Here is a 12,887-nt window from a genome sequence, read left to right as displayed (position 1 = left end):
GCCCCTCCTAGGGTGTGGTTGCCGGAGGCGACTCCGTCAGGACGCCCGCCACCGTCATTTCATTCAACAAAGAATCCCAGTCGACAGCTTGAAGCTGGGGCCACGACTGCGCTTCGATCCGTGCCGCCTCGATCAGCTGCGAACGACTGAACTTACGATCTTCATGAAGGGTCTCTAGAAGCAGGGCCTCGCCCAACGCGAACTGGCGCGAGTGCACGCGGTTCCCGAACACAAAAATTCCGTAAAGACCCGAGTCCCGCCGCAAATCGGGGACGGACTCGTGCAGCTCGATGAACTGCATCGACGGATTGATGTGGATCTGCCCCGGATCCAGGGGCCGACGACCGTAGTCGACAATTTGACAGACGAAGTGAGCCCACTCCCACTCCGAAGCCTGCAAGATTTTACCCGGAACGGCCCGGGTCTTCAGAAACAGCGGAAGCCAACGTGCGGGCTCTGAGACGCCCGAGAGGTCTTCCATCAAGAAATTTTCAAACTGGTGGATGAGATCTTCCTGATCAGCACGCCGCAGCGATTTGACTGTCGCCGGATAAACTCTCTCGAGTTCTCGGACAAAGTCGGTCATTACCAAACCCTCCTGGTGCTTCTATTATGAACAGAAATCTTGAAATCACCGAGGAAAATGAACAGACGTAATGCGCCAAGTTATACGTTCAGGATTGACCCCCTTTCGGAATCACGGTGTTCATGGTGGGCTTTATGAAGTTGAAGCTCGACTTGAGCCTCCGGAGCGTAACTGCCCGCCGAGGTTCCTCATTCTGGAATTGGGCACTGACGAGACTGACAAGTTGGATCGCGGTGTTTTGCTTGAGCGCCTTCGCCCACGCCGCGTCGGTGACGGGCGTCGTGAAGGTGAAGGAAGGCGCACGCTATCTGCAGCTGCCTGAGTCCACCGCGCTCTTCGAGATGCGTCCCTCCACGGAAGAAGCCAAACGCAATCTCGAGCGCCTCGCCGATCAGGATTTCTATCAGGGCCAAGGCGAGTTCTTCGGCACCGTTTTCCTGGTCCAAACGGTCGACTTCGTGGGCCTCTATTCTTTGCTCGGCCCTTGGCACTCCAAGCAGGACCGGGCCCTGGTCACGTTCGAATCCTACAATACGCTCAGCATCTTCAATCCCCGCACGCTCGGTTACGACCGCGTGGCGATGTTCGACTACAGCGTCGCGCCCGACACCGGCAGCCGCTGGAAGATTTTCGTTTCGGGCGCGCAGTCGGTTTCGATCGCGACGATGAAGATCGAGCGCGAGCGTCTGGTTCTGCAATTCATCAACCTCGACACGGGCGCGTTTGAAAAACCGCTCGAACTGGTGCGAAAGAATCCGTGACAGACCCCAACTCTTTTTTGCAGCCGTGTGATGAAAAACTCTTTTTCTCGCGGTCTGACCCCGAGGACCCACGCCTCGGCGAATTCACGCTTGAGGATCTAGGTCCCGAGGTCGCGACACTTTGGGGCTATCCCGACGATGAGGGAATTCGCCTGAACGGCGGACGCCCCGGAGCGGCCCTCGCCCCCGAAGCCATCCGTCTGTGCCTTTACCGCATGACGCCCGCCCGCAGCTGGCCACGCACCTGCTTGGTGCGCGATCAAGGCGACTGGGTCTTCGACGGCATGAGACTCGGGGATCGCGGGGAACTGCTGCGCCAAGCGGCGGCCGCCCACCACCAAGAGCGCGGAAGTTTTTTGATCACGCTCGGCGGCGGTCACGACTACGGCTATCCCGACGCCGCGGGCTTTCTGGACGCCTTCACCAAAAACGGCGGCGAAAAACCCATCGTCATCAATTTCGACGCGCACCTCGACGTGCGCCCCCTCGACCGGGGCCCGACGAGCGGCACGCCGTTTCGGCGTTTGATCGAGGCCTTCCCCGACACCTTCGACTTCGTCGAGGTCGGACTTCAGAATCATTGCAACAGCCCCTTTCACTGGGAGTGGGCGCTGCAAAATGGCGCAAGCGTCGTCAGCCTGGAAGAGATCCAGCAGCACGGCTTGAAAGAAAGTCTCGCCGGGGTTCTTGAGCCCGCTCCGCGTCGTCCTTTGTTTCTCAGCCTCGACATCGACTGCTTGCGCTCGAGCGAAGCGCCCGGCTGTTCGGCGCCGAACGCCTCGGGCCTGGAAGTGCGCGATCTGCAGCTTTTGTGGCCCTGGCTTTTCACTCATTTCGACGTGAAGGGACTGGGGATTTACGAGGTCTCGCCTCCGCATGATGTCGACAACCGCACATCGCGCGTGGCGGCCCTGATGATTCACTCTTCGATTCACGAAGTCCTCAAGCGCCAAGGGAGCCCGAAAACATGAAGTACCCCGCGGTCACTTACTACGACTATTTGAAACTGAACTCGCTCTTGGGCTCTCAAGTTCCGCGCGGCCCCGAGTTCGGCCTGAAAGCGCACGACGAAATGCTCTTCATCGTCGTCCACCAGACCTACGAGCTGTGGTTCCGCCAGATTCTGTGGGAACTGGAATCCGTGCTCGAAATCTTCCGTGGCGAAGACGTCCACGAATCGCAGATGGGTCTCGCCTGCGCGCGCCTTGAACGCATTTTCGAGATCCAGAAGCTCATCAACCAGCAGATCGATGTCCTCGAAACGATGACGCCGCTCGATTTCATGGACTTCCGCGACGCGCTTTTCCCGGCGAGCGGTTTTCAGAGCTTCCAGTGGCGCGCCATTGAAACGCTCTTGGGTTTGCGCAGCGAACAGCGCCTGGTCTTCAACGGCACGCCCTTCCACGCGGCCCTGAAACCCGAAGAGCAGACCCGCATGCTGAAGATGCTCGAAGGCGACAGCCTTTTCGACGCCGTCGAAAAATGGCTCGCGCGCACGCCCTTCTTGAAAGACGGCGACTTCGAATTCTGGAAGACCTACCGCGAAGCGGTCGAAAAGCTGCTCGTGGGCGACCTGCAGCTGGTGGACAGCGCGACCCACTTGAACGACGAAACCAAAGCCCGGACCCGCGCGCAGATCGAAGCGTCTCTGAAAACCTTCCGCTCGATCTTCGAACCCGCCGAATACGCGAAGCTGCAAGAGCAGGGCTACTTCCGTATGGGCCTGAAGGGCCTGCAGGGCGCCCTCTTCGTCCAGATCTACCGCGACGAACCGGCGTTGCAACAACCCTTCCGCCTGCTGCGGGTTCTGCAGAACATCGACGAAAAGATGACCGAGTGGCGCTACAAACACGCGCTGATGGCGCACCGGATGCTCGGCCGCAAGATCGGCACCGGCGGCACCTCGGGCCACGACTATCTGCGCTCGGCCACCGAAAAGCACAAAATCTACGGCGACCTCTTCAACCTGGCCACCTTCCTGATCCCGCGCTCGCAGATCCCGCCACTCCCCGCCGAACTGCAAAAGCGGATGTCGTTCCACTACTAGCGAAAAAAGGTAGCATCTACTTTCTGAAAGGTACCTGCTACCTTTCGGAAAGTAGCAGGTACCTTCCGGATGGTAGGCGCTACCTTTCGCGGGAGACGGGTTTGACGTGGCCGTCCAGGCGGAGCTGGAACAGGAAATAGGGTGGGATGCAGGTGCCCGGGCCCTCGGCCGTGCCGGTGCAGATGTAATCGTCGCGGCACGGGGTATTTTCGTCGCATTTGCGAAGTGAGATCGGGCCCGTGTGGTTCTTCAGGCAATCGGTGAAGAGCTTTCCCTGAAACAGGCATTCGTTGAAACCGTAAACCGCGATCAGACCGCAGGCCTCGCCGCTTTCGAGTTTATCGCAATCCCCGAAACAAAGACCGCCCGGGAAACCTTCGCCGGCCGCGAAGCAGCCGCGGTGCTCGCCGCAATTTTCGATTTTTTTGTCGGTCAGACGATCCTTATGGGCGTTGAAGTTCTGGGTCATCCGGCCCGGATCACAGGGATCGCCCGAGCGCGCCAACTCCACGCGTCCGCGCGGCGGTAGACATACGCCCACCGGCGAGCCGTTCGCGGGACCGCTCTCCAGTCGGCATTCGAGTCCCTTTTCGCAGGTCCACGCCTTGAACGTCGGATCGTTCCCGAGTCCGCAGTGCTCGCCGTAACCGCCCTTCGCGGTTTCGACCCGCTCGGCGAAAGGACGCGCGGGATCCGCGCCGGTGCCGCCCGCGACGGCCTTCACGAAAGCCGCACGCCGGGGCAGGTCGAGCAGCAGATGCGCCGAGTGCGAAACCTTGATCGCGTTCGCCGGATGCGTGCCGGGAGCGTCGATGCCGACGAAATGAAAGCCCGCAATCGAGCGACCTTGGTGGCAGCCCATGCACGACATCTCGTTCAGTCGCCGCACGTAACCCGCCGGCGACTTCACGAACTTCGCGCCGTCGTAGACCAGATCGCGAACGTCTTTTTCGGTCAGGAATTTTTCGAAGGGCCGGTTCGCCTGGCGACTTTGCCCGTAGAAGGCGACCGAGGTCGCGCGTTTGGCCAGAAACTTTTCGGGTAAGACCGCGATCCCTTCGTCGAAGGCCTGACGAACCTCGTTTTGCCGAAGGTGTTTTTTCAGATCCGCCCCCAAGGACGGCCGCGCCATGTCCGGGGTGTTCTCAAGTCCCGCAGGCACGAACTTCCCGCCCGTGCGGTGAAAAACGCGCAGGATGTACTCGGCGTGCCCGCCCAAATCCGGCCGGATCGTCGAGGGCCAACGCACGGACTGCAGATTGATCTCGACGCTTTTGAGTTTTTGAATCGGAAAAAGCGCGGGCTTCAGGGGGCCGGCGAGCAGCGCGTCCACGTCGGCGAGTTTCGGCTCGCCCGCGCGCAGCCACAACTTCGCGGTTCCCTGACAGTCCGGGCCCGGGGCCCAGTACACCACGTTCAACGTCATCGGCAGCCGCGTGTAGACGGTCTCCATGACGCCTTCGAGATTTTTCATGCGCCGGGTGTAGCTCAACCGGTAGATGAAACGAATCTCGCCGCAGGCCCCCTCGTCGGTGGCCCGATAAAAAGAGGCGCGGTCCAGACGATTCACGACGCCGACCAGATCGAAACGCGCGTCGGGGCTCGCGAGCCACTCGCCGTTGAACAGGCGGTGCCCGTTCGCCATCGTGACGCCAAGGGCGCGGTCCCCCGCCTTCACCTCTTGGAGATCGGTGACGAGCTGTTTGCGGATGGAGTCGTAAAAGGGTTTCGCGGACCAGGACTGCAGATGCGCGGGCGTGACTTTCGCGCCTTCAATCTTTTCGGGCGCCGAAAATCCCTTCTCTTCGAGAGCCGCGAGCAATCGCGGATCGTCGATCACGAGAAGGACCCCGTCCTCGACCCGCGCGTGCAGATGCAACGCGACCGCGAACGTCAAAAGAAGAAAAGCGAACAAAGAACGCATCGATCAAGCGTAACGGGAAAATTCCGCGCGGACCACGCCCGCGCGCCGGGTTATTCCGGAATCAGCCCGGCCTGCGGATGCAGAAGCGCCCGCACGGGGGACGCGTCCGCGCCCTCGATCAAGAGCGGCGGCGCGATCAGCGTGTAAAGTCCTTCCCCGACCTGCGTCAGCACGAGTCCTTCCAGGACCGCCATCCCGCGCGCGTGCAGGATCTGGTGACTTTCCAGAGCCTTCGAGTCTTCCGGGTCCACGCTCGGCGTATCGATGCCGACGAGCTTCACGTCGTGATCGGCCAAAAACGTCAGCACCTCCGGAGAGAAGCTGCGAAAATCCGAGTTCCAATGATCCGGATCCGGGAACGAGTCCGTGCGAAAAAGCACGCGCGGCGCTTTCACGACGAGCCCCGCGACATCTTGGAGCTGAATGCGGCCTTGCCCCGTTTTTACGTGCACGACCTGACAGGTTCCGAGGTAAGCCCCCACATCGCGCTGATCCACGCCCCCGCCATCGCGATGGTAGTGCCCCACGCTATCCGCATGCGCTCCCAGATGCAGCGTCGTTTTCACCGCGGACAAGCGCAGATTGTGCCCCTTCGCGTAGTCGAGCAAAATCTCGCGCGAAAAGCGCGTGTCTCCGGGGAAAACGCCGAGGCGCTCGCTGATGATGGGACTGATGTCGATCCAGCTCACGGGGCACTCACAAAGCTTTGACGCTTTCCAGGACTTCCGCGGCGTGGCCGGGCACAGAGACTTTCCGCCACTCTTTCGCCAGCTTTCCGTCCGCGTCGATCAAGAAGGTGCTGCGCTCAACGCCCAAGACCTTTTTGCCGTACATGTTCTTCTCTTGGATGACGTCGAAGATCTGACAAAGTTCTTCGTTCACGTCCGAGATGAGATCGACGCTGTAGCCTTCTTTGGCTTTGAATTTTTCGTGCGACTTCATATCGTCGCGCGAAACACCCATCACCACCGCGCCGGCGGCCGCGAAATCATTTTTGAGTTTCGAAAAATCGTGACCTTCCAGCGTGCAACCGGGAGTCGCGTCTTTCGGATAAAAATAGAGGACGATCTTTTGTCCCTTGTGCGTGGAGAGACGGAATTCACCGCCGGTGGCGGGCAGCGCAAAGTCCGAAACCATCGCGCCGATCGCGGGTCCACGGTAGCCGGGCTTCGCGACGGATGTTTTCGCCATGGCCTTGCCGGCCTTCGCGGGGGCCGCCTTTTTCTTGGCGGTTTTCTTCACCGTCGCGGCCTTGCGCACGCTTTTCTTTTTCGTGGTTTTTTTCACCGCTTTTTTTGCGGCCTTCGGGCGGGTCTTTTTCGAAGCGCTTTTCTTTTTTGCCATGGGGTGAGCCTCCACCCCCAAAATTAAGCCGACTTCCCCGTGACGTATAGGGATGTCGCGGCGTGACCCGCGCAAGCTCACTGCGGCGTGACCCGCGCCTTAGCGCTCGATGGGTTGGTGATGGGCTTCGCGAGGCAGCTCCACGGGGGCGCCGCCATCAGGTTGACCGAGACGAGCATTGTACTCTTCCTCGGAAAGGATTTGGGGGCCGGGCGTCGCCACGCCGGGCGTCGCTTCGCCGTGCTCGAACTCCATGACGGGGTCCACCGCGATGCCATCGGCACCGACGGGTCGAGGCGAGAAGCTCGGCGGTCCGGCTTGATCATTCCCGATAAAGGCGTCGCCACCGAATTGAGGCTCCACGCCGGGAGGAAGCTGACCGTGTCCCAACGTCTGCCCCGGAATCACTCCGGACGGCATCGACGGAGTAGGACTCCCCGGGGCCGGCGCCATCTTCGGGGGATTTTTCTGAAGTTCCGCGATGTTTTTCTTATGCTGCTCCAAGGCCTCTTTCGCCTCTTCGTCGCGTTCCTTTTTGCGCATCGCCTGCAGGCGCTCCTGGCGCACTTGCTCCGACACGGTGTCGTCAAAAACCTGAATCGTTCCCGCAAGGGGAACCTTCAACGTCGTACAGAACTTCGGACTGTCACAGACCGGCGTCGTCAAGAGTTTGAACTTCTTCCCTTCGACCTCGACGAGTGTGGCCGCATTCTTTTGATATCTGAACTGCGAGAAGTTGATGTGCATTTCGAGATCGCGGTTTTGCCCCAGGTTTTGACACTCGAGCGCCGTCATCCGCGACCGTTCATCCAGACTGGACACACAGCGTGTGGTTTCACGCAAAAACGCCATACTCTGTCCCGCCGCGCGCGGCATCGCTTCGTTCACGAAGCTCCACATCTGACGGCGACCGTTTTTATGCACACGTGCGATTTCCGTGCGTCCCGAAAGCAGCTCGGTTCCGCGACAGGGCAAACGGTAAAATACGCCGCCTTGAATCGCGCCCGCGGCGTCGCGCAGGAACTCCACTTCACTCGCCTTCGCGGGACATTCGGTCCGACGCGCTTGAAAGTGACCGGTCTCGGGATTTTTGTGAGTTTGCAGAAGTCGCTCGACCTCGAAGAAAACCGACATCGGATTCTGCAAACGGTCTTCCCAAAGGTGCGCCCAAACTTCGCGGAAGATCTCGTGCGATTTTTTCAGTTCGATCGCCCAGTCTTTGAGTTGTTTGTCTTCGGGTTTCATCTCGGCTTGGCGGAGCGTCTTCACGACCACCTTTTTTGCGCTCTTCGCGGGCACGACGGGTGTCGCGATTTCGGTCTTCGGCGTGCAGCCGGTATTGAGAGCGAGCAGAAGCCCCAATCCCAAGAACCAAAATGTGGAAAACGCGCGGCTCGGTTTCATACCCCTCGGTGGTGCAATTTTCGCCGCCAAGACGCCCCACAAGCCTCCAATTAAAGTTTGTAATTTCAGATGCTTACACGTCTCACTTCAAGACGCCTCAGCTTGAAACACGAACTCGCGCCCGCGGGCCGAAAAGTGGCGCTCGCGAAGCGCTTCAAACTTCGCATCCAAGTCGATGAAGGAACTGGAGTTTTTGCTTGATTGGCCAAGCGCGCGCCCACCACAATGAACCGTCATCAACTGAGAACTTCTTTAGCGAAAGGGACCGCATGACGTCATCGCAACAAAAACCCTGGCTGCGTTCGTACCCCGAAGGTGTGAGTCGCGAGATCGATCTGACTCCGTTCAAGTCCATCTTGACCGTGATCGACGAGGCCATTCGTGAACACGGGGACGCCCCCGCCTTCACGAACATGGACGTCTCTTTGAGCTTTCGCGACCTGGACCGGATGTCGGGCCAATTCGCTTCGTTTCTGCAAAACGAGCTGAAACTGAAGAAGGGCGACCGCATCGCCATCCAGATGCCGAACCTTCTGCAATTCCCCGTCGCGCTCTTCGGAGCGCTGCGCGCCGGACTCATCGTCGTGAATACGAACCCTCTCTACACCCCCGTGGAAATGCGTCACCAGTTCAAAGACGCCGGCGTGAAGGCGATCGTGATCCTCTCGAACTACGGTTCGAATCTCGAAAAAATCCTGAAAGAAACGCCGATCGAATCGATCGTCGTGACCGACATCGGGGACCTGCTCCCTTTCCCGAAATCCATGATCGTGAACGCGGTCGTGAAGTACGTGAAGAAAATGGTGCCCGCCTACAATTTGCCGACGGCGTACCGTTTCCGTCAGGCGCTCGAGATCGGCTCGGCGAAGCCCTACACTCCGGCCGAGCTGACCCTCGACGACACGGCGTTTTTGCAATACACCGGCGGCACGACGGGCGTTTCGAAAGGCGCGGTCCTCACGCACCGGAACATCTGCGCGAACATGGAACAGATCGTTCAGTGGATGAAGCCGCTTTTGCGTAAAGGTCAAGAGCACATCATCACCGCGCTTCCGCTGTACCACATCTTCTCGCTCACGGTGAATTGCCTGGCGTTCATGCGCTACGGAGCGCGCAACATCCTGATCACGAATCCGCGCGACATTCCCGGCTTCATCAAGACGCTGCGGACGACGAAGTTCACGGCGATGACGGGCGTGAACACGCTGTACAACGGTTTGATGAATCACCCCGACTTCGACAAAATCGATTTCTCGAACTGCAAGATTTCCGTCGGCGGCGCGATGGCGCTGCAGAAATCGGTCGTCGAACGCTGGCGGAAACTCACGAAGACGCCGCTGCTTGAAGGTTACGGATTGACCGAATCTTCGCCCGTCGCCTGCTGCAATCCCATCAACGGCGGCGACATCATCGGCACCATCGGCATCCCGCTTCCCTCGACCGTGGTCAAAGTCGTCGACGACGACGGCAAAGAAGTCGCGGTGGGCGAGGAAGGCGAACTCTGCATCCAAGGACCGCAGGTCATGCAGGGTTACTACAAACGTCCGGACGAAACCGCGAAAGTTTTGAACGACGGATGGCTGCGCACGGGCGACATGGCCGTCATGATGGAGAACGGTTACTTCAAAATCGTCGATCGCAAGAAGGACATGATCCTCGTCTCGGGCTTCAACGTCTATCCGAACGAGGTGGAAGAGGCGATCGCCAGCCACCCGGGCGTCCTTGAAGTCGCCGTGGTCGGCGTCCCCAACGAGGACACCGGCGAAGCGGTCAAAGCCTTCGTCGTGCGCAAAGATCCGAACCTCAAGGCCGAAGACGTGATCAAACACGCGAAGCAAAGCCTGACGAACTACAAGGTTCCGAAGCAGGTCGAGTTCCGCAGCGAACTTCCGAAAACGAACGTCGGTAAAATCCTGCGCCGCGCGCTGCGCGACTCCGCGTAAGACTGCCGTCGACAAAGAGAACGAATAAAAAAGGCACCCTGCGGGGTGCCTTTTTTATTTTAGGGGGTGCAGGCCGCGCCTTCGCAAGGCGCCCATTCGTACTCGCAATCCCCGGGCTGAGGACCGTAACAAATCTTGGAGTAACGATAAATCTGAATTCGGCAGGTGTACGAGGGCGAAACGCCCCACGCGTCGGCCAACTCGATGTCGCCGTTATGTTTGCCCGTGGGCTGGCGATAGACTTCGCCGTGACAGTCGGCGCGTTTTTCGATGTTCAAGGACTCGCGATCGATGAGGGCGCTCGCGAAGATCCAAAGCCGGTCGACGTTCAAAGAGGAGTTCACCTTGGCCCGCAAAATCCAAGAGTCGCGGTTCCACGACGGCGTATAGTACCCACGCCGGGTCAGGAACAGATCGAAGGCATCATAAAGAGCGTGGAACGAATAACGATCCACGGCGCCGGCATGGGGATACCACTCGGCGACCGAGAAGTCGGCTTCGCTCATGGGCGACGGCGTCGTGTTCACGATGCACGACGGATTCAAAGCCAAACGCGGATCGAACACCAGACGCTCGTTCTGCGAAACGAAGGACGAGACGCACTGAATTTCGATGGGATTGCCGATGGCGTCCGCAGCCTTGATCACCGAACCGATGTCGGAACGCTCGATGCGGCCTTTGTCCGAGACTTGAACGTCCTCGACCCAATGAAGTTGAATTCCCCGCAGCGAGATCCCTTGGGGACGTAAATAGATCGCGTACTGTTGATTGATCGCGATCTCGACGGAATTTTCCGTGATGCGCACGGGAAGCGCATGCGCGGAGGCGCCGACCAAACTCAGCGCCAAGCACAGGACTAGAAATGAAATCGGTCGCACTGGCTCCCACCTCCGAAATCGCTCCCACGTTAGGAAAGGGGGGAGTGCGTGTCAATTCACGATTTCTTTGCCCAACTGCTGCACCAGCCCTCGGCGGCGACGGTTTTGCCGCTGAAGAGCGTACAGCCCACACGTGCCGTTTGACCGGCGACGACGGTGTGAAGCTGGCAGTTGTTGCAGAACTGCTTGTCCCAAGCGACGCTTTGGCGCTCGGTTTTCAGCTCGGCTTTTTTCATATCCGCGTGCTTCTCGACGTAGTTCACCGACTTCGCCATGGGATCCTTCGCGGGATCGACAGGCGGCAGTGCGCCCGCGGCGCCTCCGGCGTCCGCCTTCTTCGCGCGACGACGTTCTTGAGCCGAGGCGAGACTGGCGCCTCCGAGCAGACCGACACCCACGATGGCCGGGAGAGTTTTCAGCAGTTGACGACGAGTGGTCATAAGAGACTCCTTTCGAGTGGAGAGCCGATTCCAAAGCTCGGCAGAGCTATTCTCAATTGATTCTCACCCCATTCTCAACTGCTTTTCACTTGCGCTGCGCGCAATGCTCCCTCTCCCCGCAAATTTCGATTATTTTGCGAGGCGCGCGTGACGAACTCTTCACTGCTTCCTAGCTCAACTCTTCTGGACCTCGGCCCCGACTTTTACGATCCGGTCGAGGCCGCGAAATTTCCCCGCTTGGAGCTGCGCTACTACAACCCCAGCCTCTGCGATCAGCTGCGCTGGGGCGCGAGCGAACTGAAGACACACCTAGGAGAGTTCCAACCCGTTCCCGGCTCGCTCCCGCAGCCCCTCGCGCTTCGTTATCATGGACACCAATTCCAACAATACAATCCCGAGCTCGGTGACGGTCGCGGATTTAGCTTCGCGCAATTCAAAGAGGGTGACGTCCTGTGGGAGCTCGGCACCAAAGGCTCCGGGCAAACGCCCTACTCTCGTCGCGGCGATGGACGACTGACACTGAAGGGCGCCGTTCGCGAAAGCCTCGCCACCGAACTCTTGGAATCGCTCGGCGTGCGCACCAGTCGCACGCTCGCCTTTTTCGAAACGGGCGAAGAGCTGCAACGAAACGACGAGCCCTCGCCCACTCGTTCGGCGGTGCTGACCCGCTTCAGTCATTCCCATATCCGCTTCGGGACGTTCCAACGCGTCACTTACCTGCAGCAGACGGCGCAACTTCACAAACTGTTCGCCTATACGCGGGAGCATCTGGTGCGCCCGCCGTTCGAAAACGCGTTCACGCAAAAAGGCGAAGTCACCGAACTTTTCACCCAGGTCATTCACCGGACCGCCGATTTGGTCGCGCAGTGGATGATGGCGGGCTTCGTCCACGGAGTCCTGAACACCGACAACATGAACATCACCGGGGAAAGTTTCGACTACGGTCCGTTCCGCTTTCTACCCCATTACGACCCGACGTTCACGGCGGCGTACTTTGATCAGTCGGGACTTTACGCGTACGGCGAGCAGCCCCACGCGGTGCTTTGGAATTTGCACCAATTGGGCTTTTGCCTGCGCGTGCTCGAACCGCAATTGAATCTGGAAGAGATCGGGCCTTACTACCAAAACGTGCTGCACGCGAAGGCCCGCGCGCATCTCTGCCGGCGTCTGAACATCAAATCACGCGGCGAAGATCATGACGAGGCGCTCTTGATCGCGCTTTTTGACTTCCTCGCCGAAAGCCGCGCACCGTTCGAACGGACCTTTTTCGATTTCTATCGCGGCCGCAACGTGAGCCCCGACTCGCTTCCCGCCTACCAATCCGCGCGGGCGCAAGAATTCATGCGTCAATGGAACGACTACCAAATCGCGAACGCGAACCACGCGCAAGACCCTTATTTCACCCGCACGGCGCCGGTCACTCTTTTGATCGATGAGATCGAGGCGATCTGGGATGCGATCCGCTTCCGTGACGACTGGGGACTTTACCAGTACCGCATCAACGAACTGCGCGCGATGCGCGGTCTGTACGGTCATCGCGGTCACGCATAAAAAAACCCG

At 59.4% G+C, this 12,887-nt stretch carries 12 protein-coding genes; 5 read left to right on the top strand and 7 right to left on the bottom strand.

The features are described from left to right. Window positions 1–7 precede the first annotated feature (7 nt). The gene (locus KF767_15005) at window positions 8–586 is read right to left on the bottom strand and encodes a hypothetical protein (protein MBX3019193.1); all 579 of its coding nucleotides are present in this window, start codon (window positions 584–586) and stop codon (window positions 8–10) included. A gap of 242 nt (window positions 587–828) precedes the next feature. Between KF767_15005 and KF767_15000 the strand changes: the two genes are divergently transcribed. From KF767_15000 to KF767_14990, 3 genes are read left to right on the top strand one after another with little or no spacing between them, the layout of a single operon-like run. Next, window positions 829–1,347 carry a hypothetical protein gene (locus tag KF767_15000; protein ID MBX3019192.1) on the top strand — a complete coding sequence of 173 codons (519 nt, stop codon included), beginning with the start codon at window positions 829–831 and terminating at the stop codon, window positions 1,345–1,347. A 17-nt stretch (window positions 1,348–1,364) separates the two neighbouring features. Next, complete coding sequence (locus tag KF767_14995; protein MBX3019191.1) at window positions 1,365–2,318, top strand: formimidoylglutamase; 954 nt, start codon at window positions 1,365–1,367, stop codon at window positions 2,316–2,318. Continuing rightward, window positions 2,315–3,394: a tryptophan 2,3-dioxygenase gene (locus KF767_14990; protein MBX3019190.1), complete on the top strand. Its 1,080-nt coding sequence runs from the start codon at window positions 2,315–2,317 to the stop codon at window positions 3,392–3,394. The genes KF767_14995 and KF767_14990 overlap by 4 nt, the downstream gene beginning before the upstream one ends. A gap of 79 nt (window positions 3,395–3,473) precedes the next feature. Here KF767_14990 and KF767_14985 read toward each other — a convergent pair whose 3' ends face one another. The 4 genes from KF767_14985 to KF767_14970 form a co-directional block, all read right to left on the bottom strand. Continuing rightward, complete coding sequence (locus KF767_14985) at window positions 3,474–5,318, bottom strand: hypothetical protein (GenBank protein ID MBX3019189.1); 1,845 nt, start codon at window positions 5,316–5,318, stop codon at window positions 3,474–3,476. A gap of 50 nt (window positions 5,319–5,368) precedes the next feature. Then, window positions 5,369–6,007, bottom strand: a complete 639-nt coding sequence (locus tag KF767_14980; protein ID MBX3019188.1) for a cyclase family protein — start codon at window positions 6,005–6,007, stop codon at window positions 5,369–5,371. Between the two features lie 7 nt (window positions 6,008–6,014). Further along, window positions 6,015–6,455, bottom strand: a complete 441-nt coding sequence (locus KF767_14975; GenBank protein ID MBX3019187.1) for a peroxiredoxin — start codon at window positions 6,453–6,455, stop codon at window positions 6,015–6,017. A 306-nt stretch (window positions 6,456–6,761) separates the two neighbouring features. Continuing rightward, window positions 6,762–8,066 (bottom strand): hypothetical protein, encoded by a 1,305-nt coding sequence (locus KF767_14970; protein MBX3019186.1) that lies wholly within the window; start codon window positions 8,064–8,066, stop codon window positions 6,762–6,764. A gap of 269 nt (window positions 8,067–8,335) precedes the next feature. Here KF767_14970 and KF767_14965 point away from each other — a divergent pair, with 269 nt between their 5' ends. Then, window positions 8,336–10,009 (top strand): AMP-binding protein, encoded by a 1,674-nt coding sequence (locus tag KF767_14965; protein ID MBX3019185.1) that lies wholly within the window; start codon window positions 8,336–8,338, stop codon window positions 10,007–10,009. 59 nt (window positions 10,010–10,068) lie between these two features. Here the strand turns inward: KF767_14965 and KF767_14960 are convergent, their stop codons facing one another. Continuing rightward, the gene (locus tag KF767_14960) at window positions 10,069–10,887 is read right to left on the bottom strand and encodes a hypothetical protein (protein MBX3019184.1); all 819 of its coding nucleotides are present in this window, start codon (window positions 10,885–10,887) and stop codon (window positions 10,069–10,071) included. A gap of 56 nt (window positions 10,888–10,943) precedes the next feature. Next, the gene (locus KF767_14955) at window positions 10,944–11,327 is read right to left on the bottom strand and encodes a high-potential iron-sulfur protein (protein MBX3019183.1); all 384 of its coding nucleotides are present in this window, start codon (window positions 11,325–11,327) and stop codon (window positions 10,944–10,946) included. A gap of 147 nt (window positions 11,328–11,474) precedes the next feature. On the opposite strand from KF767_14955, the gene KF767_14950 reads away from it, so the two are divergent. Further along, on the top strand, window positions 11,475–12,878 hold the full coding sequence (locus KF767_14950; GenBank protein MBX3019182.1) for a YdiU family protein: 1,404 nt from the start codon (window positions 11,475–11,477) through the stop codon (window positions 12,876–12,878). Window positions 12,879–12,887 lie beyond the last annotated feature (9 nt).

This window comes from Pseudobdellovibrionaceae bacterium, assembly GCA_019637875.1.
GTDB lineage: Bacteria > Bdellovibrionota > Bdellovibrionia > Bdellovibrionales > Bdellovibrionaceae > JAHBUW01.
This window is presented reverse-complemented; position numbering and strand designations above follow the sequence as displayed.

Coding starts and splice junctions, on each gene's coding strand:
- KF767_15005 (MBX3019193.1), bottom strand. CDS start 586: ATGACCGACTTTGTCCGAGAACTCGAGAGAGTTTATCCGGCGACAGTC.
- KF767_14990 (MBX3019190.1), top strand. CDS start 2,315: ATGAAGTACCCCGCGGTCACTTACTACGACTATTTGAAACTGAACTCG.
- KF767_14985 (MBX3019189.1), bottom strand. CDS start 5,318: ATGCGTTCTTTGTTCGCTTTTCTTCTTTTGACGTTCGCGGTCGCGTTG.
- KF767_14975 (MBX3019187.1), bottom strand. CDS start 6,455: ATGGTTTCGGACTTTGCGCTGCCCGCCACCGGCGGTGAATTCCGTCTC.
- KF767_14970 (MBX3019186.1), bottom strand. CDS start 8,066: ATGAAACCGAGCCGCGCGTTTTCCACATTTTGGTTCTTGGGATTGGGG.
- KF767_14965 (MBX3019185.1), top strand. CDS start 8,336: ATGACGTCATCGCAACAAAAACCCTGGCTGCGTTCGTACCCCGAAGGT.
- KF767_14955 (MBX3019183.1), bottom strand. CDS start 11,327: ATGACCACTCGTCGTCAACTGCTGAAAACTCTCCCGGCCATCGTGGGT.